Raw genomic sequence first — 26,569 nt, 5'->3', positions numbered from 1 at the left:
GAGTTGCCGGGCCGGAAAAATTATAGGGGAGGAGCATGCAATGAATCTATTACGTCCAACACGTCGTCAGTTTCTGGCGGGAACAGCAGCAATCGCTGCGTCTGGCATGACGGGCATAAGTCCGTCTTTCGCCCAGTCGACCGTCGATTGGAAGAAGTATGCTGGCACAACGCTTGAAGTAAATCTCATCAAGAGCCCGCGCGGCGAAATCCTTCAGAAATATCAGAAGGAATTCGAAGAGCTGACCGGCATCAAGGTGAACTCCGAGCAAATGCCGGAACAGCAGCAGCGCCAGAAGGCCGTGATCGAGCTCACTTCGGGCCGTCCAAGCTTCGACGTCATCCATATCAGCTATCACGTTCAGAAGCGCCAGTTTGAAAAGGGCGGCTGGCTTGCCGACCTGAACCCATTCCTGAAAGACCCGACGCTGACCGATGCGTCGCTTACAGAAGATGATTTCGCGAGCGCCGGTCTGACCTTCGCCAAGGATGCCAATGGCCGCTTTGGCGCACTGCCGTTCTCGGTCGATTACTGGATCATCTACTGGAACAAGGACCTGTTCGCGGCCAAGGGCATTGAATTCCCGAAGACCTTCGAAGAGCTGGTTGCAGCCGCTGAAGCGCTCACCGATCCATCGACCAACACCTATGGTTTCGTTGCGCGTGGCATGAAGAATGCCAATGCGCCGGTCTATACCAGCCTTCTGCTCGGCTATGGCAAGCAGTCGGTTGATGCGGATGGCAACCTGCAGACGGATTCGGCTGAAGGTATTGAAGCTGCCAAGCTCTATCAACGCCTGATGACCAAATCGGCACCTCCCGGCGTTGCGGGCTTCAACTGGGCTGAATGCCAGTCGAACTTCCTGCAGGGCCGTGTCGGCATGTGGCTTGACGGTATCGGTTTTGCGCCACCGCTTGAAGATCCGAACAAGTCGCGCGTTGTCGGCAAGGTTGGCTATGGCGTCATGCCAGCAGGCCCGAACGCACAGGCAGCACCAACGACCGGCGACGGCATCGGTGTGACCGAAGCTTCCAAGAACAAGGAAGCTGCATATCTCTACTGCCAGTGGGCTATTTCCAAGGAAATGGGTGCTCGCCTGTTGCAATCTGGGTCGGGCGTTCCGTTCCGCAAGTCGGTCATCGACGATGAAGCAGTGCGCAAGGGCGTCACCATGCCGGCAGGCTGGGTAGAAGCGCTTTCGAAGTCTGCTCCGATCAGCCAGCTTTGCCTGCCGGTCATCGTGCCCGTCACGGAATTCCGCGACATCATCGGTGTCGGCCTTACCAATCTTCTCAATGGTGCTGACGCAGAAGCTGAAATGAAACGCGCGACGGAAGAATTCCGTCCAGTCCTCGCACGGAGCGAAGGAAAATGACATCTGCCGCCCCGATAGGAGCAAAAATGGGAGCTGCTGCCAAAGCAGCTTCCTCCACCAAGTCGGTCACGAGCCGCTTGCGGCCCAGTTACTGGCCGTTTGTTCTTCCAGCCTTGATCACTGTCGGGGCGGTGATCGTCTTCCCATGGGTGTTCACACTCTGGATGAGCGCTAACCAGTGGCAGCTTGGTGGAGAGCAGAGCTTTGTCGGCTTCGACAATTATCTGCGTCTTGCAACCGACATGCGCTTCTGGGAATCCATGTGGCATACGGTTGTCTATACGGTTCTGTCAGTCGTTGCCCCGATGATATTGGGCACGATTGCAGCGCTTGTCTTTGACAGCAAACTGCCAATGCGCGGGCTTTTGCGCGGTATCTTCGTCATGCCGATGATGGCAACACCGGTGGCGGTCGCCCTTGTCTGGACGATGATGTATCACCCGCAACTCGGCGTTCTGAACTATCTTCTGTCGCTGATCGGCATTGGCCCACAGGAATGGATATTCAACCAGAGCACGGTTATCCCGTCGCTGGTGGCTGTTGAAACCTGGCAATGGACGCCGCTCGTCATGCTGATCGTGCTGGGTGGCCTTGCCTCCATGCCGCGCGATCCGTTTGAAAGCGCGGAAATCGATGGCGCCAATGGCTGGCAGAAATTCCGCTACATCACCCTTCCGATGATCCTGCCGTTCATCATGGTGGCTGTCATCATCCGCTCGATTGATGCGCTGAAAAGCTTCGACATCATCTATGCGATGACGCAAGGCGGTCCGGGAACCGCGTCGGAAACCATCAATATCTATCTCTATAACGTGGCGTTTTCCTATTACGACATTGGTTACGGCTCGGCGATTGCCGTGGTGTTCTTCATTGTCATTATCGCCATGTCTATGGTTCTTCTGGCTCTGCGCCAGCGGACCAAGTGGAACGCTTGAGGACCGACCATGGCACGCAAGTCAATTCTTTCCAAGTTTGGCACGGCACTCATGGTTTTCATCATTGTGTCGCCTGCAATCTTCTTCTTCGTTTGGATGCTGTCGCTTTCGCTCAAATACGAAATCGACAACGGCGCTTATCCGCCGATCCTGATCCCCGACCGCATTGCGTGGTCGAACTATACCGGAATTTTCGAGACCAACGATTTCCTGCTCTATTTCTGGAACAGTCTTCTGGTCACAGGAACCGCGACCTTGCTGGCACTGCTGGTTGGTGTTCCGGCAGGCTATGGCATCGCACGATTGCGTGCCAACAAGTCGGCAATCGTCATCATGATTGCACGTATGACGCCGGGCCTGTCTTACCTGATCCCGCTGTTCCTTTTGTTCCAGACGCTCGGCCTGCTCGGCACGCTATGGCCGCAGATCATAATCCATCTTGTTGTCACCGTCCCAATCGTGATCTGGATCATGATCGGCTATTTCGAGACAACACCGATGGAGCTTGAAGAGGCAGCCATTATCGATGGTGCATCGTCGTGGCAGGTTTTCATGAAGGTTGCACTGCCAATTGCCAAGCCCGGCGTTGTGGTGTCGCTCATCCTTGCGGTGATATTTTCGTGGAACAATTTCGTTTTCGGCATCGTGCTCGCAAGCCGCGAGACACGCACCCTGCCGGTCGCGGTCTACAACATGCTGTCCTTTGAACAGGTAAGCTGGGGTCCGCTTGCCGCCGCAGCATTTGTGGTCACATTGCCGGTCCTGTTGCTGACAGTTTTCGCACAGCGCCAGATCGTTGCGGGTCTGACTGCAGGCGCTGTCAAATAAGAGTTGAGGTTCAAGATGGCATCTGTATCCATCCGAAATGCAATCAAGAAATATGGCAATGTCGGCGTTCTGCATGGCGTGTCGGTCGATATCGAAGATGGTGAATTTGTCGTGCTGGTCGGCCCGTCGGGCTGCGGGAAATCCACGCTTCTGCGTATGATCGCGGGGCTTGAGGAAATCAGCGATGGTGAAATCGCCATTGGTCCGCGCGTGGTCAATGACCTGCGCGCGAAGGAACGCGATATTGCCATGGTGTTCCAGAATTATGCGCTCTATCCGCATATGACGGTGGCCGACAATATGGGCTTCGCGCTCATGTTGAAAAACGCGCCGAAGGAAGAACGCGACAGCCGCGTCAATCGTGCAGCGGAAATCCTCGGCCTCAACAAGCTGCTCGACCGCTTTCCGCGTCAGCTTTCCGGTGGTCAGCGCCAGCGTGTCGCGATGGGCCGTGCGATTGTGCGCGATCCGCAGGTGTTTCTGTTTGACGAACCGCTCTCCAACCTTGACGCCAAGCTGCGCGTGCAGATGCGCGGCGAAATCAAGGGCCTGCATCAGCGCCTGAAGACCACCACAATCTATGTGACCCACGATCAGATCGAAGCCATGACCATGGCCGACAAGATCGTCGTCATGCGTGATGGTTTAGTGGAGCAGATTGGTGCGCCGCTCGATCTTTATGACCGCCCCGCTAATATGTTCGTCGCGGGCTTCATCGGTTCGCCATCGATGAATTTCGTTAACGGCAAGATCGACGAGGGTACTTTCCTCGCTGACGGCGGTTTCCGCATGCCGCTGCCCGAAGGGGATTATGCAAGCCTTTCAGGCAAGGCCGTTTATGGCGTTCGCCCTGAGCATATGAAGATTGCTGATAATGGCGTGCCGGTCACAGTCGAAATCGTTGAGCCGACCGGCTCGGAAATCATGGTCATGGGCAAGCTCGGTGAGCAGCCGATTACCTGCCTGTTCCGCGAGCGCCTGACAGTACGTCCAGGCGATGTGTTGACCATTGCGATTGATCCGGCAACCAGCCATGTGTTCGAGCCTGAAAAAGGCAAACGCGTCAGTCGCTAACACCAAATATCAGAAAGAAAACGCCGGGGTTTCCCCCGGCGTTCTTGTTTTACTCGGCTGCTTCCTTGACGGCCATCGGATTGTTCGGATGGGTCGTCCAGTTGGCATATTGTGCCGGGATCGGTGCCTTTGTGCGCGGATCAAAATCGCCGATCTGCTCCATGGTGATGCAGTCCTCGACCGGGCAGACATTGACGCAAAGATTGCAGCCAACGCATTCCTCATCGATCACCTCAAAGTGCCGCGCACCATTCACGAGATTGGTGATTGCCTGATGCGAGGTGTCTTCGCAGGCAATATGGCAACGACCGCACTTGATGCAGGAATCCTGATCGATCCGCGCCTTGGTGACATAATTGAGGTTGAGATACTGCCAGTCACTGACATGTCCCACCGCCATGCCGCGGAAATCATCAAGCGTCTGATAGCCCTTGCTATCCATCCAGTCGGAAAGACCGTCGATCATTTCTTCAACGACCTTGAAACCATAGGTCATTGCAGCGGTACAAACCTGAACGGTGCCGCAGCCCAGTGCAATAAACTCGGCTGCATCGCGCCATGTGGTAATGCCGCCAATGCCTGAAATCGGCAGTCCGTGCGTTTCCGGATCACGCGCAATTTCCGCCACCATGTTCAGCGCGATAGGCTTGACTGCCGGACCGCAATAGCCGCCATGGCTGCCGCGGCCGTCAATGGACGGAACCGGCGACATGCTGTCGAGATCGACCGACACAATGGAATTGATCGTGTTGATCAGCGATACGGCGTCGGTGCCATTGGCCTTTGCGCCACGCGCGGGCTTGCGGATATCTGTGATGTTCGGCGTCAGCTTGGTGATCACCGGCATCCGGCTATATTGCTTGCACCATTTGACGACCATGCCGACATATTCCGGCACCTGACCGACAGCCGCACCCATGCCGCGTTCGCTCATGCCGTGAGGACAGCCGAAGTTCAGCTCGATACCGTCAGCGCCGGTTTCTTCCACCAGAGGCAGAATGGCTTTCCATGCTTCTTCTTCACACGGTACCATGATCGAAGCGATCAATGCGCGGTCGGGCCAGCGCATCTTCACTTCTTTCATTTCACGAAGGTTTACTTCAAGCGGCCGGTCGGTGATCAGCTCAATATTGTTAAGACCAAGCAGACGCCGGTCAGCGCCATGGATAGCGCCATAGCGCGGACCATTGACGTTGACGACCGGAGGGCCTTCAGCTCCCAGTGTTTTCCAGACCACGCCACCCCAGCCAGCCTTGAACGCACGCTCGACATTGTATGCTTTGTCGGTCGGTGGAGCAGATGCCAGCCAGAACGGATTTGGAGACTTGATACCGAGGAAATTCGTTGAAAGATCAGCCATGTTTACTCTCCTCAGCCCTGTTCCTGGCCCAAAGGCACACTGCGGTCACGCGAAGCAGACGGGGTTGGCGCGTGAAGCGCGCCGCCCGACAGTACCGCATCGGCAAAGCCCTCGATTGCTTCCGGTTGCTTGGTAAGAGTGGCGTGGATTGATTCAGCGGCAACCTTGCCGTCTTCCACCGATGCAACAGTCAAATCCTGACCACCCGCAACGCAGTCGCCCCCCGCCCAAATGCCTTCAACGGATGTGCGACGCTGGTCATCGACGCTGATGCGTCCTTTGGAGAGCCCGATGCCTGAACCTGCAATTGGCTCTGGTTCAAACTTCTGACCGATTGCCTTGAAGACCTGATCGGCTTCAAGAATGAGATATTCGCCGGTGCCTGAAAGCTTGCCGCTATCGGCATTGGTATATTCAAAGACCACGGCATTGACCGTGCCGTCTTCGCTCCGCTCAAGGGCGTGCGGCTGCAACCAGTGACGGATCACCACGCCGTGAATCTGCGCCAGTTCCTGCTCATAGGCGCTGGCATTCATGCTTTCCTGGCCGCGACGATAAACGATTGTAACGTTTTCAGCGCCGAGCTTCTTGGTCTGGATCGCAACGTCCACCGCCGTCATGCCGCCACCGATAACCACAACATTGCGGCCAACGGGCAGGGACGAGAGGTCTTTTGCCTGACGCAAATTGGCGATGTAATCGACAGCATCGATCACGTTGGGCGCGTCCTCGCCAGCAAGCCCCAGATCGTTGACGCCGGGCATGCCCATGCCGAGGAACACAGCATCATATCCGGCCTTAAGTGCCTCGATGGTGATGTCCTGACCGAGTGCCTGGTTATATTCGATGTTGATCGCACCAATCTTCAGCACGAATTCCAGTTCGCGCTGGGCGAAATTATTGACGGTCTTGTAGGCGGCAATACCATATTCATTAAGACCGCCGCCCTTGGGTCGGGCTTCAAACATTGTCACTTGATGCCCGTGCATGGCAAGGCGATGTGCTGCGGAGATACCTGCCGGGCCTGCGCCAACGATAGCGATGTGCTTGCCGGTATCGGGTGCGCGCTTAAACGGATGATTGCCGGTTTCCATCAGAACATCGGTGGCATAACGCTGCAATTCACCAATCTTGACCGGTTTGCCTTCCGAAGTTTCGCGAACACACACTTCTTCGCAGAGTGTCTCGGTCGGGCAGACACGAGCGCACATGCCACCCAGAATGTTTTCTGAAAGAATTGTCTTTGCCGCACCGATTGCATTGCCGGTATTGATCTGGCGAATAAAACGCGGAATGTCGATGCTGGTCGGACATGCATTCATGCAGGGCGCATCATAGCAATAATAGCAGCGGTCGGATTCAACGAGAGCTTCATGCTTGTTGAGCGGCGGATGCAGATCATCGAAAACATGCGCATAATCGGCCTTCTGAAGCCGCGAGCCGTGAATATCAGGCCCGTTCGCGTGTCCCGAATTATCAATTGCATCAATAGGCGAATTCTCTGCTGATCTCATCGATCGCATCTCCCATTTTTGCTTATTCAGGCGCGGGTTCCCTTTGCGCACCTTGAACGTTGTTCCGGGCTGCGATCTTTACCGTCGCATGATGCCCGTTAATGACAGGATGACAGATTCTTACGGAAGGTCAAATTTTTTATCATCTGGTCAATTTATGGCGGCCGCGCACTACAAATGCAGAAAAGGCCCGGCTTTGGAAGCGCGGGCCTTTGACATTGAGCTGAGATGGGAAATCAGAGTGGATCGGACTTGAGGCCGCCCGTCGCAGGTTCCGTTGTCGCTTCTGCGTTTGGGAAAGTTGCCAATTCTTTAGGCAAGGCAGGGCGTGAGCTTAGCACCAGCGCACAGCCAGCAATGATGACGGCAGCGCCGACAAACTGGATGATGGAGAGCTGTTCTTTCAGGAAAACCGCACCGACCAGAACCGCAATCACCGTGACTGCAAATTCGACGCTGATGGCTTTTGTCGGTCCGACATTTCCGACCAGTCTGAAATAAAGCACATAGGTGAGGGCGCTCATCACACAGGCCGAAATCAGCAGGTAGATGAGGTCAACAAGTCCCGGCATAGCTGGTACAGGGATGGCAACGATCAGCGGCAAGGTCAGGATGCCGCCAAAGACGAATGCGCCAATGGTGGTTTCCCATGAGCCGGTGTCTGACAGGCGGCGGCTGGCATAATTGCTGCCGAATGCTGCCGAGAAGCAGGAGAAAAGCACAGCAATGCAGCCCATGATAAATTCAGGCGTCACCGCAACAGCCGGGAAGCCAACCAGCAGCACGATGCCGGTGACACCAAGCAGCAGGCCGATCAGGCCGCGTGATGTAATGCGCTCAAGCCCCCAGAGCTGGCTGATGACCATCGAGAAAAGCGGAATGGATGCAACGCAGATCGCGGCCATCGCCGTTCCGATCAGCGGCGTGCCGTAGGAAAGACCGATCAACTGGCCAGCAACGGTGGTTGCACCAACAACGGCAAAGGGTTTCCAGCCAGCGTGAAAATCAAGCTTACGTCCGGAGAGTTTTGTAATCGCAAAAAGCGTTCCGGCAGCAATGAAGGAGCGAAAGGCAACCGCACCAACCCAGCCGAAAGCTTCGACCACACGCAGCACCACGAGGAACGATAGCCCCCATGCCAGGGCAAGGAAAATATAGGTCGCGATATCTCTCGGTTTCATGCCGACTGACTTTCAGAAAGTATTGTGAATTATCGAATACCGGATTGCGAAAAGGGAAGGCAGGACTATCGGTTCTATAAGGGTGTAGCTGGATCAGGTCGTTTTTGCGGCGGCGTTCGACGCCGCTTCTGCGATATTGGCAAAGAAGCGGTCTGCGATCTTGCGCGCGACCGAGCCGAGCAATTTAGTCCCGATCTGGGCCACCTTGCCACCGGCATCTCCCCGTATCGTGTAGGATAGCACGGTATCATCACCATCTTCTTCCAGTCGCACATCGGTCGCGCCATGTGCAAACCCGGCTATGGAACCTTCACCGTGACCCGAAATCGTATAGGAGATCGGCGGTTTCATATTCGACAATTCCAGAATGCCGTGAAAGCGTACTTTCAGGATTCCGAAGCTCACTTTGAGGGCGGCGCGTATTTCGGTTTCCGAAATGCGCTCGATATCTTCGCAACCGGGAATGCAGTCTTTCAGCGTCTCAATGTCGTTCAGCGCGTCCCACACCGCCTGTCTTGGCGCTGCTATGCGTTCTTCACCGGTCAGGTCCATGCTTTGCTCCAGACGCGTCCTGCTATCAATGTAATTTGATTGATAAGATGTATATGGCAATCTATCCAAATAGTAAGTTTCGGTGATTTAATCGTCACAAACTTTCTTAAACTGCCCTAATATCCGCGATTAAATCGATTTGATTCGGGAGTAGCATCATGGCAAGAGACGCGACGAAGCTTGAAGCAACGGTCGCAAAGCTGAAAAAGCACTGGGCAGATTCGGCCCCGCACGATATGCGTGCGGCGTTCAAATCAGACCCAGGCCGGTTCGAGCGGTATTCGCTATCCCTGGATGACCTTCTGTTTGACTGGTCAAAATGCCGGGTCAACGACGAAACGATCACGCTCCTCAAGGAACTGGCCGTTGCTGCCGATGTTGAAGGCCGTCGTGCGGCGATGTTTGCGGGTGAGCACATTAACAATACGGAGGACCGTGCCGTTCTCCATGTTGCGCTGCGCGATACTTCCTCTGAAGAAGTGCTTGTTGATGGTCACAATGTTCTGCCGGACGTGAAAGAAGTGCTCGACCGTATGGCGGCGTTTTCGGATGGCATCCGTTCCGGCTCTATCAAGGGCGCGACAGGCAAGAAGATCACCGACATCGTCAATATCGGCATTGGCGGTTCCGATCTCGGTCCGGTTATGGCGACGCTTGCGTTGGCCCCTTATCACGATGGTCCGCGCGCCCATTTCGTTTCCAACATCGATGGCGCGCATATTGCCGACACGCTGGCCCCGCTTGATCCGGCGACGACGCTGATCATCATCGCTTCGAAGACGTTCACGACCATTGAAACCATGACCAATGCGCAGACTGCGCGCAAATGGATTGCCGATGCGCTGGGCGAAGCCGCCGTTGGCGCGCATTTCGCTGCCGTGTCGACGGCGCTCGACAAGGTCGCGGCCTTCGGCATTGCCGAAGACCGTGTCTTCGGCTTCTGGGACTGGGTGGGTGGTCGCTATTCGGTATGGTCCGCCATCGGCTTGCCGGTGATGATTGCTGTCGGTCCAGATAATTTCCGCAAGTTCCTTGCCGGTGCGCACGCCATGGATGTGCATTTCCGCGATGCGCCGATGGAAAAGAATCTGCCGATGTGGCTTGGCCTGATCGGCTATTGGCACCGGGCGATCTGCGGCTATGGCAGCCGGGCGATTATCCCCTACGATCAGCGTCTGTCGCGTCTCGCCGCCTATTTCCAGCAGCTCGACATGGAATCGAACGGCAAGAGCGTGACCGTGGACGGCAAGCCGGTTTCCGGCCCGACCGGTCCGGTTGTCTGGGGCGAGCCGGGTACCAACGGCCAACACGCTTTCTTCCAGCTTCTGCATCAGGGTACGGATACGATACCGCTGGAATTCATCGTGGCTGCGAAGGGCCATGAACCGGCTCTCGACAATCAGCACGAAATGCTCTTGGCAAACTGCCTTGCGCAGTCGGAAGCGCTGATGAAGGGCCGCACACTGGACGAGGCCCGCGCCCAGTTGCAGGCGAAAAAGCTGCCGGACGCCGATGCCGAACGCATTGCGCCGCATCGCGTGTTCTCCGGCAACCGCCCGTCGTTGACGCTGGTTCACGACATGCTCGATCCTTATGCGCTGGGTCGCCTGGTCGCGCTTTATGAACACCGCGTGTTCGTCGAAGCGCAGATTTTCGGCATCAATGCTTTCGACCAGTGGGGCGTAGAACTGGGTAAGGAACTTGCGACCGAATTGCTGCCGGTGGTTTCCGGCAAGGAATCGGCTGGCGGTCGCGACGCCTCGACGCAAGGTCTTGTCGCGCATCTGCACGCACGACGCAAAGCTTGACGCCATTATCCATCGGAATAGAAATGATGTGGAGCCGGGTCTAACCCGGCTCCATTCGTATAAAATGAAATGGGATGAGAAATGAAGACTGAGATCATCAAATTTGCGGGCGACGTGCCGGGCAATGCCATCGAACTGCGCGTGCTGCGCTTTGCGGGCAAGGGTGGCGATGCGCCGACCGCTTATCTGCAATCCTCGCTGCACGGTTCGGAACTGCCAGGGCAGGCTGCACTTCATTTCCTTATCCCGATGCTGAAAAAGGCTGGTGAAGAAGGGCGCATTCTGGGCAACATCACCGTCGTGCCGCAGGCCAATCCGATCGGGTCGAACCAATGGCAGGCCTATCAGCATCAGGGCCGTTTCGAGATGTTCTCGGCGGTGAACTTCAATCGCGCATTCCCGCTTCTGCCGGATTTCGACACGTCGGAACTGCCTGGTCCCGATGCGCCGGAAGCGCTGGCCAAGCGTCTCAAGGCGACGCTTCTGAAACTCGCACTGCCGAACGACATCGTGCTCGATCTGCATTGCGACGATGAGAGCGAAAACTATGTCTATATCGCGGATGATTTCGTTGAAGACATGAAGGATCTGGCCGTCGCGCTCAATTCCACGGCAATCCTTGCCTGGGACACCACGGCGGATGCTGCCTTCGAGGAAGCCTGCGCGCATCCCGTTCTGCAATTGCCGAAGGACAAGCGCGACATGAAGCGCCGCGCAGTGACCACGGTGGAATTCCGCGGACTGACTGATGTCTATGCCGATATGGGCAAGGGCGACGCGGAAGGTCTCTATAAGTTCCTGGTGCATCGCGGCGTCATCCGCGACGAGAGCGTCAAGCTTGACCTCGACTATAAGGGCCTCATATCGCCGCTTTCGAATGTCGAAATGGTCCGCGCGCCACAAGGCGGTATGGTGTTCTTCCATGCCGAACCGGGCGATGTGGTGGAAGCGGGCGCGAAGCTCGTCACGATTGTTACCGTGCCGGGCGAACCGGAGCACGACATCGTCATGACCGCACCGCAGGCCGGTCGCATCCTGACGCGCCGCTCGCTGCGTTATGTACGCCGGGGCGACGATCTTCTCAAGCTGCTCGGCGCTAAGCCATCTTCTGTCAAGAAGCGTGCTGGCGCTCTCGAAGCATGAGTGCGGTGTCCTTTGCCGATCGCCTGAAAGAAATCCGTGCCGTTCTTTTCGACAAGGACGGCACGCTGATCGATTTCGACCGCACCTGGTTTTCGGTGTCGTGGACATTGGCCCAACGTTCGGCCCAGCGATTGGGAAAGGGCGATGAACCGCATGCGCGTTCCCTGCTTGATGCCGGTGGCTATGACTGGACGGCAAAGCGCTTTCGTGCCAATTCGGTGATTGCGGCGGGAACGGTGGAAGACATCGTCTCGCTCTGGCATCCGGAACTGGACGGCGCCGATCTGCGCCATCTGATCGGCGAATATGACCGCTATGCGGTCGAGGAAGGTGCGCGTTCGGCGGTTGCCATCGAAGGGCTGCGCGAAACGTTGGAAGCATTGCGTGCTATGGGCTATCGACTTGGCATTGCGACGAATGATTCCGAGGCAGGCGCACATGCGACCGCCAAGGCGCTCGGCATCGAAGGCTTCTTCGATGTGATCATCGGCTACGACACGGCGGCGCGCCCGAAACCCTATCCAGATCCATTGCTTTATTTTGCCGACAAGCTGGGACTTGATCCAAGCGCCATTGCCATGGTGGGTGATAATCTGCACGATCTTGAAACCGCTCATGCGGCATCTGCGGGGCTTGCGGTCGGCGTTCTGTCAGGCAACAGCCCGCGTGAGGCGCTGGAACCGCATGCCGATGTGGTGCTCGATTCCGTCGCGGGTCTGCCGCAACTGCTGAAAGTTAAAGGTTGAATCATTCCATTTTCTGATGCTGTCTTCAGAAGAATTCATCCTGGCGGCTCTTGCGGACGACTGGACCTGCGGTAGCATGCTCGGATGACAATCTGATCCGAGCGATACCTATGATCCTTATCGGGCAATATGATTCTCCATTCGTGCGACGTGTCGCAATCGCCATGCGCCTTTACGATCTGCCTTTCGAGCATTGGCCGTGGTCCACATTCGGCGACCGCGACCGGTTGGCGGAATATAATCCGCTCAGCCGCGTGCCAACCCTGGCGCTCGCCGATGGTGATGTGCTGATCGAAAGTGCTGCCATCCTCGATTATCTTGATGAGATTGCCGAGGCCAGAAAGCCGCTAATTGCGGGTCACGGCGTTGAACGGCGTCAGGCGCTTAAGATTTGTGCCTTGGGCACGGGCCTTGCCGACAAGGCGGTGAGCCTTCTCTATGAAGGACTGCTGCGCAGCGAACAATCGCCGGTCTGGGTGGAGCGATGCGAAATGCAGATCGGCCGTGTGCTGGACGTTCTCGAACAGGACCTTGCCGCACGTGGCTCGCCGTTTTGGTTTGGAGCCGATATCGGCCACGCGGATATAGCGGTGGCCTGCGCCTTGCGTTTTCTGTGCGAGGCGCATTCGCATCTTTTCGACGAAACGAAATATCCGGCGTTGGCCACCTTGGCGGGGCGCTGCGAGGCCCTCGCACCATTTCAGGAAATTGTGCAGCCGCTGGCTCCGCCGTCGGCGTGATCGAAAGATAGTGGCCGGGATGAAAACCCCGGCAGTTATCGCGTCAGGCCAATGACCTTAAAGCGTGTCGCATTCTATCGTACTCGTACGACACGCTTTAAGCATTTGTTTTCATGCATGTCTCCCAAAACCGGTTCCCACTTTTGGGAGACATGCATTAGTCGCGTAGTTCGCGACGCAAAATCTTGCCCACATTGCTTTTCGGCAGGCTTTCGCGGAATTCGATTTCGCGCGGGCGCTTGTAGTTGGTGAGACGTTCAGCACAATAAGCCTTCACATCATCTTCGGACAGGCTCAGGTCGCGTTTGACGACGTAGAGTTTCACCACTTCGCCGGAATGCTCGTTCGGTATGCCGATGGCGGCCGATTCCACGATGCCGGGATGGCCGGCAGCCACTTCCTCGATCTCGTTCGGATAAACATTGAAACCGGATACGAGGATCATGTCCTTCTTGCGGTCGACGATCTTGGTATATCCGCGTTCGTCCATGAAGCCCATATCGCCGGTACGAAAGTAACCATCGGGCATGATTGAGCGTTTGGTCTCGTCGGGACGGTTCCAATATCCCTTCATCACCTGCGGGCCGCGCACGCAGATCTCTCCCACTTCGCCGAGCGCGAGGTCATTTCCATCATCATCGCGTATTGCGATATCGGTGGACGGAATCGGTACGCCTATCGTGCCTGAAAACTCGGTCGCATCAAGCACATTAGCACTGGCGACGGGCGAGGTTTCAGACAGGCCGTAACCCTCGGTGATGACGCAGCCGGTCATTTTCTGCCATCGTTCGGCAACAGGGCGTTGGACAGCCATGCCGCCGCCAAGTGTCAGAAGCAAAGGCTTGAAATCGAGCGTCTGGAAATCCGGATTGTTCATCAGCCCGTTGAACAGCGTATTGAGCCCCGGAAAGATATGGAACGGATATTTCTTGAGTTCCTTGACGAAGCCGGGAATATCGCGCGGATTGGGGATGAGAATATTGCGTGCACCGAGTTTCAGGCCAGTCATCGCATTCACGGTGAGTGCGAAGATGTGATAGAGCGGCAGCGCGCACACAAAATTCATCGCCTTCGGTTTGCCCTTGTTGCGGAACGCTACCGCTATCCAGGCATCCATCTGCTCGACATTGGCGATGATATTGGTGTGGGTGAGCATCGCACCCTTCGATATGCCCGTTGTTCCACCAGTATATTGCAGGAAAGCGAGATCGGAGCCCTCAACAGGCACGGGGTTGAACGATTTAGCACGCCCTTGCGCGAGTGCGTCCTTGAAACGGACATGGCCAGGGATCGTCCATTCGGGTACAAGTTTCTTCACCTTGCGGACGACAAAATTAATGATGTGCCCCTTGAAACCATGCATATCGCCCATCGACGCGACAATGATGTTGGGTACATGGATGGAAGGCAGAGCCTTCTGTACGGTCGCTGCAAAGTTTTCAAGGACGATGAGTGCCTTGGCGCCCGAATCGTTCAACTGGTGCTCAAGTTCGCGTGGGGTATAAAGCGGATTGACGTTCACGACGACAAAGCCCGCACGGAGAATTGCCGTAAAGGCAATCGGATAGTGCAGGATATTCGGCATCATCACCGCAACGCGGTCACCCTTGACGAGGCCGCGCGACTGTAGAAAAGAAGCCAATGCGCGCGAGTGTTCGTCGAGTGCCTTATAGGTAAGATCTTTACCCATGCAGGTAAATGCGGGGCTGTCTGCGAATTGTCGGCAAGACGCCAGGATCATATCGCCAATGGAGGTTGCCTTGCTGAGGTCGATCTCGTGCGGAACGCCTGCCGGATATGATTTGAACCAGATTTTTTCTTGTGTCGGCGTATTCTTGCCTGTTGAGTCTGCCGCGACGGATTCAACTACGGATGCACTTCGCCCAGTCGTTTTTTTCGCCATTTCTTCTCCCCGGATTGCTCCGTCTTAAATTGGGCAGCCTGTGCGCCCGCCGTCTCCCAAGCCGTCCGCCCCACGGACAGCTTCCTCGTTCATAAATGTGGTCGAGTTTTACACTCTTCGCAAGAGTTACATTGACGTAAGCGTAAATTATAAAAGAGTCGAGCGTCTTTCCCAATTTTGAAGTTTGACAATCACAATAGGTTGAAACTCGCCACTGGGGAAAATAGCGGGACCGGCAGGCGAACGATATCGCAATTGTATCCGGCAATGCCTCTGGAGCGCGTTTCGATCTGATTGAATCAGATCGGCACTCTAAATAATTGTTTTAACATGCATCTTTTCCGAAAGCCGTTTCACACTTTTCAGGATGCGCTCTAATGGGCTTCGGCCACCTGATTTCTCATGGATCGAATGAGTATTGAGATCGCCTTGCCGCCATAGGTTACAAGATCATAGCCTCTGTCGCCTCGCAACCATTCATTGAGAAGTCCGCTCAATATGGAGAGCAGGACTGGTGCTGCCGTATCAGATGTCCATTCCTTCGAAAGTTCGCCGCGTCTTGCGGCCACGTCCAGCAATCCCGCGAACAATGAGAGGGCATTGGCACGCGCTTCTCTGAGGCGGTCTTCGAGCGGGGCCATTTCGCCAACGAACTCGCATCGCTGGTTGATGATTATGAAGATGTTCTGTTGGCGCTCATCGTTCGAGAAAAGCTGTAGTGCTTGAATAATCGATTGTTCCAGAACATGCATCGGATTGGGGTGATTGACCGCCGCTGCCTGCAACATGATTTCTTCTTGCGGGAACCGCACACTGCCTATGATTGTGCGTAAGATCTCAAGCTTGTCGTGAAAGTGGAAATAAATAGCACCACGCGTTACTCCGGCATGACAGGCGATTTCCATCAGTGTAGATTGATTGACACCACGCTCGAGGAAAACCTGCTCGGCAGCCACCAGAATGGCTTCCCGGGTTTCGGCGGCCTCGGCTTTCGTTCTTCGCATGACTTCTCTCGGGTGGATGCAGGCTAATGGCCCAATTTATCGCTAAATCTGGATAACTCATTCGTGATCTGTAATATTAGGTGATTGACTATAACACAGTAGTTCGTGTTTACAAACACTCGTGTATGTTAAATTGGCAGCACCGCGCGACAGCAAGGGCACTCCCATCATGACTATGAACCGTTCTATTCGGCTTTTTGCGGCAGGGGCCGCATTTCTTGTCTTTGCGGGGCAACCCGTTCTGGCGCAAGCACCGGGAGGCGCAACACCACCTCCGCCACAGGTATCCGTTATCGCGGTTAAGCCGCATGATGTACCCGTTACCTATGAATATGCGGCACGTATCAGTGCCTATCGTGATGTTCAGGTGCGTGCGCGTGTGGGCGGAATATTGCTTCACCGCAATTTCACCGAAGGCACGGAAGTCAAAGCTGGCGACGTGTTATTTGAAATAGACCCTGCACCTTATGAGGCGGAGCTTGAAAAGGCTCAAGCACAAGTAGCTCAGGCTGAAGCGCAGTATCAGCAATCCATCCGAGATGCCGAGCGCGCCGAACAATTGGTTCAGCAGAAGGTACAGAGCACAGCCGTTCGCGACTCAGCTTTTGCGACCCGTGACTTGAACAAGGCATCGGTTGCAGCAGCCAAGGCACAATTACGTACGGCAGAGCTCAATCTGAGCTATACTAAGGTAACCGCACCAATCAGCGGCATCACCAGCCTCGAACAGGTCAATGAGGGCAGCCTCATCGGTACCGATGCATCCTCAAGCCTCCTGACCTCGATCATGCAGCTCGATCCGGTTTACGTGAATTTCTCCTTCACAGACACGGAAGCAGCCGAAATCAACCGTTTGCGCGCTGAACGCGGTGCAACGGGTGAAGATGCCGATCGCCTCAAGATCAAGGTTCTGTTCGGCGACGGACAGGCTTACGATCATGAAGGTACGATCGACTTCACCTCGTCGTCGCTCGATACCGAAACGGGCACGCTCGGCGCTCGTGCGGTCGTAGAGAATCCGAATCGGCGCCTGATCCCTGGTCAGTTCGTACGCGCAGTGATTCTCGGCATTCAGGTCAAAAACGCTATCACGATCCCGAAGGCCGCGTTGCTTCAGGGCCCGCAAACGCAATTCGTTTATGTGGTCAACAAGGACAACGTTGTTGAAGTGCGGCCGATCACCGTTGCTCGTGAACTGAGCGACGCATGGCTCGTTTCCGAGGGCCTTAACGCAGGTGATCGGGTTATCACCGACGGTCTTATCAAGGCAGCTCCGGGTAAGCCCGTGAATCCAGTCGACGCAGCTACTGAAGCAAGCAATCAGACATCGCCCGATAAGGCTGGTGTTGATGCTGGCAAAGAACAGGCGGCAGGCAAGCAATGAATAGATTCTTCGTCGACCGCCCCGTTTTCGCGGCGGTCATCTCCATTGTGCTCGTGCTGGCTGGCCTGATCTGCATCCGGATCCTGCCGATCGCCCAGTACCCTGAATTGACACCGCCGCAGGTGGTCGTCAGTGCTACCTATCCCGGTGCAAGTGCCGAAACGGTGGCGCAAACTGTTGCGGCACCGTTGGAACAGCAGATCAACGGCGTCGAGAACATGCTTTATATGCAGTCCTCGAGCCTTGGTAGCGGCACCATGCAGTTGACGGTAACCTTCGCTCTGGGCACTGACCCGGATCAGGCCACCATCAATGTCAACAACCGCGTGCAGCGTGCGACCTCGTCCCTTCCGCAGGAAGTGCAGCGTCTCGGTGTCACGGTGGACAAGCGCTCCACCACGATTCTGGGCATGGTCGCCATGTTCTCCGATAGCGATCGCTATGACCGCACCTATGTCGGTAACTACGCGCTTCTAAACGTGGTCGATGACCTCAAACGTTTGCAGGGCGTCGGCGATGTGCAGTTGCTCGGCAATATCGACTATTCGATGCGCATCTGGCTGCGTCCGGATAAGCTGGCGCAGTATAATCTGACTCCGAGCGATGTCTCGACGGCTATTCAAGAACAGAATGCGCAGTTTGCCGCGGGCCGCTTCGGCGACCAGCCGGACCCGCAAGCCGGGCCGTTCACCTATACGGCGACCACGCAGGGACGTCTGCCGGATGCTGCGGCATTTGAAAACATTATCCTGCGTTCAAGCCCCAACGCTGCGACTCTCCGTCTGAAGGACGTTGCGCGCATCGAACTGGGGACAGAAAGCTATCTCGTCGACAGTAATCTTAACGGCACGTCTGCTGTTCCGATTGCAATTTATCTGCAACCCGGCGCAAACGCGCTCAATACGATGGAACTCATTCAGAACCGTATGAATGAGCTGAAGGCGAGCTTCCCGGCTGGTATCGATTACTCGATCCCGTTTGATACGACCAAGTTCATCAAGGTCTCCATCGAGGAAGTGGTTCACACCTTTATCGAGGCGATCATTCTTGTTGTGTTGGTTGTGTTCATCTTCCTGCAGAACTGGCGCGCGACGCTTATTCCGATCATCGCAGTGCCGATCTCTATTATCGGTACATTTGCTGGCATGTATGTGCTCGGCTTCTCCATCAACCTCTTGACGCTCTTTGGTCTGGTGCTGGCAATCGGCATCGTGGTCGATGATGCTATCGTGGTTCTGGAAAACGTCGAACGTATCATGACGACCGAGAAACTTTCGCCGCGCAAGGCCGCCATCAAGGCTATGGGTGAAGTGACGGGGCCGGTTATCGCGATTGTTCTCGTGCTCTGCGCCGTGTTCATTCCGGTGGCCTTCATGGGCGGTCTTGTCGGCGAAATGTACAAGCAGTTCGCCGTCACCATCGCGATCTCGGTGACGTTGTCCGGTCTTGTGGCTCTGACGCTGACACCGGCGCTCTGTGCGTTGATCCTCAAGCCGGGTCATCACGAGCCGATGTTGCCGTTCCGTATTTTCAACCGCTTCTTCGAGCGGGTGACAGATGGTTACTCCAGCGGTGTTCGCTTCTTTTTGAAGCGCGCAGCAATCGGCCTCATCCTGTTTGCAGGTCTTCTCGGCGCGACATACTATCTTTTCGAAAGAGTTCCAGGATCGCTGCTGCCGGATGAGGATCAGGGCTTCCTGTTCAGTGTTGCCGTACTTCCTCCTGCGGCCTCTTTGGAGCGTACAACGGCGGTTCTCGATCAGGCGAGCGCGAATATCCGGAAGAGCCCGGCTGTGGAAAGTGTCTTCGCGGTATCCGGTTTCGACCTTCTGTCGGGTGGTCTGAAAACCAGTGCGGGCACGATGTTCATCATGCTCAAGGATTGGAAGGAACGCACGACGCCTGAAACCGACGCGCGCAATCTTCCCGGTGCCATCATGGCGATGAATGCGGGCATCAAGGATGGGCTTGTTCTTGCGTTCAATCCTCCGCCAATCATGGGCTTGAGCACCACGGGTGGCTTTGAACTCTATGTTCAGGATCGTACGGGCGGCGGCGTGGAATCGCTGACGCGTGCAACCAAGCTCATTACCGAAGCTGCGGCCAAGCGGCCGGAGCTGCAGGGCGTCCGCACGACGTTTGATCCGAATGTTCCACAGTACGACATCCAGCTTGATCGCGAAAAGGCGAAGGCTATGGGTGTGCCGATCAACTCTGTATTCACTGCGATGCAGGCAACATTCGGCAGCCTCTACGTCAACGACTTTACGCTGTTTGGCCGCAACTATCAGGTCAATCTACAGTCGGAAGCTGAGTTCCGCCGCGATCCAAGCGACCTCAAGCACGTCTTTGTACGGGCTAATTCCGGCAGCATGATCCCGCTCGATGCCCTCGTGACGGTCAAACGTATTGTCGGTCCCGATCAGCTTGAACGCTTCAACGCCTTCAATGCAGCCAAAATTACCGGCAACCCGGCACCGGGTTTCACATCCGGTGATGCGATCAAGGCAATGCAGGAAGTCGCTGCGGAAGTTCTTCCGCAAGGCTATCAGATTGCATGGACCGGCTCGGCCTATCAGGAAGTGACCACCAGCGGCACAGGCACGCAGGCTATGATCTTCGGTCTCGTCATGGTGTTCCTGATTCTTGCCGCACAGTATGAGCGCTGGAGCTTGCCGCTCGCTGTCATCACGGCAGTGCCGTTTGCAATCTTCGGTGCATTGCTGGCGACCGATCTGCGCGGATTGACCAATGATGTGTATTTCCAGATTGGTCTGGTGACACTCATAGGTCTGGCAGCGAAGAACGCGATTTTGATCGTGGAGTTCGCGGTGCTTGAACGAGAGACCGGTAAATCTGCCATTGAGGCGGCGGCGTCGGCTGCTCGCCTGCGCTTCCGTCCGATTGTGATGACTTCGTTGGCCTTCATTCTCGGTGTGGTGCCGCTTGCGATCAGCACAGGTGCCGGTTCGGCAAGCCGTCACTCCATTGGTACAGGCGTCATCGGCGGCATGTTGGCGGCGACGTTTATCGCAACGTTCTTCATTCCGATGTTCTATAGTTTGATAGCGCGCAAGCCTCCGAAGAAGCCGGAGGATGAAGATGTGAATGAAACAACGACCGATCCGAACGGGCAGACGGATAACCAAATCTAGTCAGTCTCGAAGTTCAAACAAAAGCCCCGCCGAAAGGCGGGGCTTTTTGCATCAGCCTATGCTTGCACTCATAGGTGAGACTGGAACTCCATTGCGACAGGACTTCGAAAAAGAAGCCCCGCAGATCCTAGAACAGCGATGCAATGCTCTGAACGATTGCCCACCCTAGAAAAGTTGCCGGCACACTCAGTGCCGCAAGCATGATGCCAAGAAACACGTAGGCAGCCTCATTAGGCGAGCGCTTTGTTTGCTCCGGAGTCTTGTGCCATTGAGCAGGTACACCATCGAACATTGTATAAATCCTCCTTCTCCCTCAATCTAATTATTGATGAGAGGATGATTTGTTCAAGTAAAAATAAATGGATGTATTTATTTTGCTTTTTATGTTAGAAGCGGCGCAACTCGTACTGAAGATTGCCTACTGGTATCGGCTTTCATGCGACCAGATCGAGTTATATATTTGATAAAAAATAATTTTACTTTCATGCTGTAAGTATCGACATATCAGAATTTTCAAAAATATCTGAAAATTCGTTTTTCCCGAATCTTCTCTGCGTCAAAATGGCACGCAATGACAGGCCCGATTTTAGCGGCTAGATCCGTTTGATGCTCGGCTTAGTAAAAGCTGTTGGGAAAGTAGCGCAGATAGAGCTCCGTTAGCGTGCCTTTCTGCTGCAGGGCCTGGAGAGCATTGTTGAGGGCATTGACGAGGGGAATGTTTTGCTGCGCTACAGCAATGCTGAGGCCACCGCCAAGATATTGCGGCGCAAGATAGGGGCCACCTGCGAATGTGCAGCATGCATGGCCTTCAGGGCTATTCAACCACATCGAAAGTGACATGCCGTCATGGAACACAGCACTTATCTTGCCGTTTTTGAGGTCGGCGAGCATGAGTGAATCATCAGTGTAAGATTTAGCAACTGCCTCAGGAAAATAGCTTTTCAGAAGCTGCTCATGGGCGGTACCCGCAATCACGCCAACACTCTTTCCCTTCGTTGCCATAACTGCGTCGTCGCTAAACGCGCCTGCATTGGTCGTCACAAATCGTGCAGGCAATCGCATATAGGAGCGTGAGAAGACAAATTGTTCGCGGTTTGCTTCGGTCGGCTTCCACCCGGCTATGATCGCTTCGGCTTGTCCGCTAAGCAGACGCCCTTCAAGCTCGTTCCATGGCACAGCTTCAATCTGACAGATGTCATCGACACCCAATTGATGGCAAAGCGCCTTGGCAAGATCGACGTTATAGCCGGAAAGCTGCGCCTGATCACCCAGCATGTTGAACGGAGGGAAGTCGACGGTCGTGATGAACCGCAACCGATTGAGCGCTTGCAAGGACGGCAATGGCAGGCGTTCTTTCTGGTTGATGAAGGATGGAGCCTCCGGTTGAGTGTCTGAAGCGAGGGCACCATGAGTGCCACATGCGAATACCAGCGCGATTAGAAGCCTTGGGAGGTAGCGTTTCATGATCGGCTTCTGCCTTTTTCTCTATAATCTCGCATTAACTGAAAAATCGAGTGACGAGCAATACTCAACTAAGGTTCAATGAAAATAAAGGTTGCAATTCGCTCTAAGTATATTACGTTCTGATTGTAGTTTTACCGAGATAAATTCCTAATAAAGCAATCGGTAAATTAAGTATAAATGTAAATTCCTAAAACATAATTATAGATATTCAGTAGTGCGGGGGTGCTATGAGTAGTGTATCGATTGCGTTTGATCTGGAGATATGCAGTGCTATATCAGCCAGATTGGAACAATGTGGCGTGTCCAGAGATGTGTTGTTGGGGGCTTATAGTGAGGCTATTCACCATGGGACATCGTTTTGCGTGGAACTGGTGCAGCGGGGTGACGTCTCGGAAACGGTCGTTTATGCAGCTATTGCTGACTTTTTAGGAGTGGAGTTCACAAGCGAGGCTTTACCGTCGCGTATTTTCGTATCGGGCGAGGAGAAACCATCGGCTTTCGTTGATGTAGGACAAGTCATGCTGCTCGGTACGGATGGAGGGAGTTATCTCTACATCGCCCCGCCAGAAAATCGCATTGGAACTCTTCGAGATCATATCCTGGCGACGCCGACATTGAAGAGCAGAATACGCATCTGCACACCGACCCTCTTGAAGCAAATCATGCGGCAGCGACATCAGAAGGATCTGATCACACGGGCACATGAAATGACGCCGCAGTCGCTTTCAGCGGCACGCGTTCTGGATACGCCTCAGGCGTTTATCATTGCTATGGCGATCTATGCGTTCTTCGCCTGCATGTTCAACTGGCCGATGATAACGCTTCTGGTGCTTCACGTGACGCTGTCGATATTCTTCTTTGGTTGCGTGATGATCCGATTGTTCGCGGCTGCCTCGGGACGAAGATTGAAATTTCTTGAGCTTCAGAAATGCAGACCGCGCGATTTACCGAACTATTCCGTCCTCGTCCCGCTGTATCGGGAGCAGGACGTGATCGGTCAGCTTGTTATCAGCCTGAAGCGGCTGAACTGGCCGGCAAGCAAACTTGATATCAAGCTTGTCTGCGAGAAGGATGACTTTGATACGATAGCTGCAATACGTCGTGAGCGACTGCCATCAAATTTCGAATTGGTTCTCGTGCCGTCTGGCGGGCCTAAGACAAAGCCAAAAGCGCTGAATTATGCATTGCAGTTTGCACGAGGCGAAATTGTTGCGGTCTTCGATGCTGAAGATCGTCCCCATCCCGATCAGTTGCTTGAAGCATGGCAGACCTTTCAGGCAGAAGGCGACAAGCTCGCCTGTGTACAGGCGCCCCTGATTATCGGAAATTTTCGCCATAATCTGCTGACGCGAATGTTTGCCTTCGAGTATGCCGCACTTTTCCGCGGGCTCCTGCCGTGGCTTGCTTCTCGAGGGCTTGTCATTCCGCTCGGAGGTACTTCCAATCATTTCCGGCGGTCGTGTCTGGAGGAGGTCGGTGGCTGGGATGCCTACAATGTCACGGAAGATGCCGATCTAGGTGTGAGGCTCGCTCGATTTGGTTATCGTATCGGTGTCATCACGCGTGGAACGATTGAGGACGCACCGGTCAACTATGATATTTGGAGAAAGCAACGCACGCGCTGGCTCAAGGGATGGATGCAGACCTGGCTCGTTCACGGGCGCCAGCCTTATAATACCTGGCGCGAACTGGGTTGGTTCAGATTCACCGTCAATCAGATCTATACCCTGGGTATTATCGGCTCTGCATTGTTGCATCCGCTTATGCTGGTCATGTTCTTCACATTGCTTGTGAGCACAGCATTCGGTCCGCTGACGCCTCACAGCATATGGTTGCTGGCGCTCGACGTAATGAACATTCTGATGGCTTATGTGAGCTTTTATCTTCTTGGCTCCAGAACTATGGAGCCGACGGAACTGGGAGGTTATGCCTACCTGCTTTCGATCCCGATTTACTGGGTACTGATTTCGATATCGGCCTGGCGTGCGCTATGGCAACTGGTGCGGGTGCCGCATCTGTGGGAAAAGACTCCGCACCAGCCCAGCCTGTTTTACATCTCTGCGAATGACGAGGTGAGGAATGTAGAACCGCGGCCGATGATCGATTGATCCTCGGCTCCAATTGCCTGAAGGTCTCTTCCTTCATAGGGCAATGTCAAAAGGATGCGCCGGATTGCAGCCAGTCTGGCGCGCCTCTTGTCATTCGACCGAATGATTGTCCAGGGCGCGTAACCTGTATCGGTCCTTTCAAACATGATGTGCAATGCGTCGGAATAATCATTCCAGCGAGAAATGCCCGCCACATCCATAGGTGAGAACTTCCAGTTCTTGAGCGGGCTGTGGCGACGCTCATGAAAGCGCTTGAGCTGCATTTCCTGACCAATATCCAGCCAGAATTTGAAAAGATGAATGCCATCTGTAACGATCATGCGCTCGAAATCGGGTGTCTCGGTCAGGAAGGTTTCAAGCTGTGTCGACGTACAAAAGCCCATCACCCGTTCCACACCTGCTCGATTATACCACGAACGGTCAAACGTGACGAACTCACCTGCGGTCGGGAAATGTGCGACATAACGCTGGAAATACCATTGGCCTTGTTCGGTTTCTGTCGGCTTCGGCAATGCAACGTTACGGGCGGTTCTGGGGTTCATGAACTCCCGGATTGTAAAGATGGTTCCACCCTTGCCTGCGGCGTCGCGACCTTCGAAAACGCTGATGACGCGTCCGCCTGTCTCCTGAAGCCAGTATTGCAGTTTGACAAGTTCGATCTGAAGCCGCTCGAGTGTTTCCTCATATTCATCCGACTTCATTTTGGAAGGATAAGGGAATCCGCCCGATTGCAGTGCATTATCGTCGATCCATTTCGGCAATTTCGGATCGTTTATGTCAAACGAATGCGCTGCTCCGTCAATTATGAGCTTGATCGCCTTGTCGCCTGGCTTTGCTTCGTCTTTTTTGTCTTTCTTTTTGTTAGCTGTCTTTGAACTGTCACCCACGGCAATTCCCTTTCGTTTATAGCAAACCATGATATGGGCTGTTTGGAAGCCGCGTAAAGGACGTTCCAACATTTCCGGACAAAGTCGATGCCACAACCGCAGAAGGAAACAGCATGAGCGAGGCAGGCAACCGCACGGATCCAGAACCACAAGCCGAGAAGTCGATTTTCGAACCGCTTCTCCGGGTCAAGGGTGTTGTGATTGCCAGCATGGTTCTTGCTGTCTGCGTGTTGGCCCTCGATCTCCCATTCTGGTTTCGCGCAGGACTCCTGGCCGTCGTCGTTCTTGGGGCTGTATGGCTTTCAAGCGAAGTTGCAAGCAGCGAGTCGGATGAAGCACCGACGAAAAATATAGTGCCCAATGAAATGGCGGGGGTCTCTGGCGAGCGCCTGGCTGATCTTCTAACCGATCCGATGGTCGTTTTCGATCATGGCGGCACGGTTCGATTCGCCAATTCTGCGGCTCTCGACGCGTTTCAGTCGCTGGAAACCGGCACGGCGCTTTATTTGCGCTTCAGAGCGCCGGAAATGCATGCCCTCATTCAAGGGGTTATTGCAGATGGCGGAGCGCGAAGCATTGAATATTTTGAGCGTGTCCCGATGGATCGCTGGTTCAAAGCCATGGTCAAGGCTCTGCCTGACAAGGATGGCAGGCCTGAACTTTTTGTTCTGTTGTTTCGCGATCAGAGTGAAACGCGGCGCATTGACCGCATGCGTTCGGATTTCATCGCCAATGCAAGCCATGAATTGCGCACGCCCCTGGCATCGCTTCGCGGGTTCATCGAAACGCTGCAAGGGCCAGCCCGACACGATACGGCTGCGCGTGATCGATTTCTGGATATCATGCAAAAACAAGCCGAGCGGATGTCACGGCTGATCGACGATCTATTGTCCCTGTCGCGCCTTGAAATGCGGGCGCATCTGGCAATCAATGAATGCGTGGACATGACTTCCATTCTCAATCACGTTGCCGACACGCTGACACCATTGGCGGCAGGCCTCGATATCAGTATCGAGCGTGATCTGCCAGATCATCCTGTGAATGTTACCGGTGCGCGCGATGAGCTTATCCAGGTTTTCCAGAACCTCGTCGAGAATGCCTGTAAATACGGACAGGCTGGTAAGCGTGTCATCGTAAAGCTGGACGAAGACAATAGCGGCAGTTCTGCGGAAGTCGTGACGTCAATTCAGGATTTCGGTCCGGGTATTGCCGCCGAGCATTTACCGCGTCTCACCGAGCGCTTCTATCGAATTGACGTCGAGACAAGCCGCGCTCAGAAGGGCACAGGTCTGGGGCTTGCCATCGTCAAGCATATTCTCGCTCGCCATCGAGGCCGTCTGGTCGTTCGCTCCCAATTGGGCGAAGGATCGACATTCACGGTGCGGCTGCCAAAGCGAGCCGCATAAGC

Annotated in this window: 20 protein-coding genes; 12 read left to right on the top strand and 8 right to left on the bottom strand. The window is 54.8% G+C overall.

Annotated features, from left to right (window positions below):
• Positions 1 to 40 precede the first annotated feature (40 nt).
• The 4 genes from ACYSN1_RS05445 to ACYSN1_RS05430 are packed head-to-tail and all read left to right on the top strand — an operon-like array spanning position 41 to position 4,212.
• Entirely contained in the window at positions 41 to 1,375 is a 1,335-nt protein-coding gene (locus ACYSN1_RS05445) for an ABC transporter substrate-binding protein (RefSeq protein WP_461724727.1), read from the top strand.
• Positions 1,376 to 1,401: 26 nt separating this feature from the next.
• Positions 1,402 to 2,310, top strand: a complete 909-nt coding sequence (locus tag ACYSN1_RS05440) for a carbohydrate ABC transporter permease (RefSeq protein ID WP_461725284.1) — start codon at positions 1,402 to 1,404, stop codon at positions 2,308 to 2,310.
• Between the two features lie 9 nt (positions 2,311 to 2,319).
• Complete coding sequence (locus ACYSN1_RS05435) at positions 2,320 to 3,138, top strand: carbohydrate ABC transporter permease (RefSeq protein ID WP_461724726.1); 819 nt, start codon at positions 2,320 to 2,322, stop codon at positions 3,136 to 3,138.
• Between the two features lie 15 nt (positions 3,139 to 3,153).
• The gene (locus tag ACYSN1_RS05430; RefSeq protein ID WP_461724725.1) at positions 3,154 to 4,212 is read left to right on the top strand and encodes an ABC transporter ATP-binding protein; all 1,059 of its coding nucleotides are present in this window, start codon (positions 3,154 to 3,156) and stop codon (positions 4,210 to 4,212) included.
• 49 nt (positions 4,213 to 4,261) lie between these two features.
• On the opposite strand, the gene preA is transcribed toward ACYSN1_RS05430, so the two are convergent.
• The 4 genes from preA to ACYSN1_RS05410 form a co-directional block, all read right to left on the bottom strand.
• Positions 4,262 to 5,572, bottom strand: a complete 1,311-nt coding sequence (preA, locus tag ACYSN1_RS05425; RefSeq protein ID WP_461724724.1) for an NAD-dependent dihydropyrimidine dehydrogenase subunit PreA — start codon at positions 5,570 to 5,572, stop codon at positions 4,262 to 4,264.
• A gap of 11 nt (positions 5,573 to 5,583) precedes the next feature.
• Positions 5,584 to 7,095, bottom strand: coding sequence for an NAD(P)-dependent oxidoreductase (locus ACYSN1_RS05420; RefSeq protein ID WP_461724723.1), 1,512 nt, complete (start codon positions 7,093 to 7,095; stop codon positions 5,584 to 5,586).
• A 227-nt stretch (positions 7,096 to 7,322) separates the two neighbouring features.
• The gene (locus ACYSN1_RS05415) at positions 7,323 to 8,267 is read right to left on the bottom strand and encodes a DMT family transporter (RefSeq protein WP_461724722.1); all 945 of its coding nucleotides are present in this window, start codon (positions 8,265 to 8,267) and stop codon (positions 7,323 to 7,325) included.
• 93 nt (positions 8,268 to 8,360) lie between these two features.
• Positions 8,361 to 8,819, bottom strand: coding sequence for an SRPBCC family protein (locus tag ACYSN1_RS05410; protein WP_461724721.1), 459 nt, complete (start codon positions 8,817 to 8,819; stop codon positions 8,361 to 8,363).
• Positions 8,820 to 8,977: 158 nt separating this feature from the next.
• On the opposite strand from ACYSN1_RS05410, the gene pgi reads away from it, so the two are divergent.
• The 4 genes from pgi to ACYSN1_RS05390 all read left to right on the top strand — a co-directional run bounded on the left by pgi (position 8,978) and on the right by ACYSN1_RS05390 (position 13,256).
• Positions 8,978 to 10,627 (top strand): glucose-6-phosphate isomerase, encoded by a 1,650-nt coding sequence (gene pgi / locus ACYSN1_RS05405; RefSeq protein ID WP_461724720.1) that lies wholly within the window; start codon positions 8,978 to 8,980, stop codon positions 10,625 to 10,627.
• Between the two features lie 81 nt (positions 10,628 to 10,708).
• Complete coding sequence (locus ACYSN1_RS05400; RefSeq protein ID WP_461724719.1) at positions 10,709 to 11,770, top strand: M14 family metallopeptidase; 1,062 nt, start codon at positions 10,709 to 10,711, stop codon at positions 11,768 to 11,770.
• Positions 11,767 to 12,516: an HAD family hydrolase gene (locus ACYSN1_RS05395; protein ID WP_461724718.1), complete on the top strand. Its 750-nt coding sequence runs from the start codon at positions 11,767 to 11,769 to the stop codon at positions 12,514 to 12,516. The genes ACYSN1_RS05400 and ACYSN1_RS05395 overlap by 4 nt, the downstream gene beginning before the upstream one ends.
• A 110-nt stretch (positions 12,517 to 12,626) precedes the next feature.
• Entirely contained in the window at positions 12,627 to 13,256 is a 630-nt protein-coding gene (locus ACYSN1_RS05390; RefSeq protein ID WP_461724717.1) for a glutathione S-transferase family protein, read from the top strand.
• Between the two features lie 157 nt (positions 13,257 to 13,413).
• On the opposite strand, the gene ACYSN1_RS05385 is transcribed toward ACYSN1_RS05390, so the two are convergent.
• Together ACYSN1_RS05385 and ACYSN1_RS05380 are read right to left on the bottom strand one after the other, a co-directional pair.
• Positions 13,414 to 15,159 carry a long-chain-fatty-acid--CoA ligase gene (locus tag ACYSN1_RS05385; protein WP_461724716.1) on the bottom strand — a complete coding sequence of 582 codons (1,746 nt, stop codon included), beginning with the start codon at positions 15,157 to 15,159 and terminating at the stop codon, positions 13,414 to 13,416.
• Positions 15,160 to 15,533: 374 nt separating this feature from the next.
• Positions 15,534 to 16,163, bottom strand: a complete 630-nt coding sequence (locus ACYSN1_RS05380) for a TetR family transcriptional regulator (RefSeq protein ID WP_461724715.1) — start codon at positions 16,161 to 16,163, stop codon at positions 15,534 to 15,536.
• A gap of 169 nt (positions 16,164 to 16,332) precedes the next feature.
• Here ACYSN1_RS05380 and ACYSN1_RS05375 point away from each other — a divergent pair, with 169 nt between their 5' ends.
• On the top strand, positions 16,333 to 17,547 hold the full coding sequence (locus ACYSN1_RS05375; RefSeq protein ID WP_461724714.1) for an efflux RND transporter periplasmic adaptor subunit: 1,215 nt from the start codon (positions 16,333 to 16,335) through the stop codon (positions 17,545 to 17,547).
• Positions 17,544 to 20,702: a multidrug efflux RND transporter permease subunit BepE gene (gene bepE, locus ACYSN1_RS05370; protein ID WP_461724713.1), complete on the top strand. Its 3,159-nt coding sequence runs from the start codon at positions 17,544 to 17,546 to the stop codon at positions 20,700 to 20,702. The genes ACYSN1_RS05375 and bepE overlap by 4 nt, the downstream gene beginning before the upstream one ends.
• Positions 20,703 to 21,317: 615 nt before the next feature.
• Here bepE and ACYSN1_RS05365 read toward each other — a convergent pair.
• On the bottom strand, positions 21,318 to 22,166 hold the full coding sequence (locus ACYSN1_RS05365) for a transporter substrate-binding domain-containing protein (protein WP_461724712.1): 849 nt from the start codon (positions 22,164 to 22,166) through the stop codon (positions 21,318 to 21,320).
• A 227-nt stretch (positions 22,167 to 22,393) separates the two neighbouring features.
• Between ACYSN1_RS05365 and ACYSN1_RS05360 the strand changes: the two genes are divergently transcribed.
• Entirely contained in the window at positions 22,394 to 24,274 is a 1,881-nt protein-coding gene (locus tag ACYSN1_RS05360; protein ID WP_461724711.1) for a glycosyltransferase family 2 protein, read from the top strand.
• Here the strand turns inward: ACYSN1_RS05360 and ppk2 are convergent.
• Positions 24,217 to 25,161: a polyphosphate kinase 2 gene (ppk2, locus tag ACYSN1_RS05355; protein WP_461724710.1), complete on the bottom strand. Its 945-nt coding sequence runs from the start codon at positions 25,159 to 25,161 to the stop codon at positions 24,217 to 24,219. The genes ACYSN1_RS05360 and ppk2 overlap by 58 nt on opposite strands.
• 113 nt (positions 25,162 to 25,274) lie before the next feature.
• On the opposite strand from ppk2, the gene ACYSN1_RS05350 reads away from it, so the two are divergent.
• A complete protein-coding gene (locus tag ACYSN1_RS05350) occupies positions 25,275 to 26,567 on the top strand; it encodes an ATP-binding protein (RefSeq protein WP_461724709.1) in 1,293 nt (430 codons plus the stop codon).
• Positions 26,568 to 26,569 lie beyond the last annotated feature (2 nt).

This window comes from Brucella sp. LJL56, from assembly GCF_054871705.1.
The sequence above is the reverse complement of the archived record's forward strand: the minus strand, read 5'-3'. Positions and strand labels throughout refer to the sequence as shown.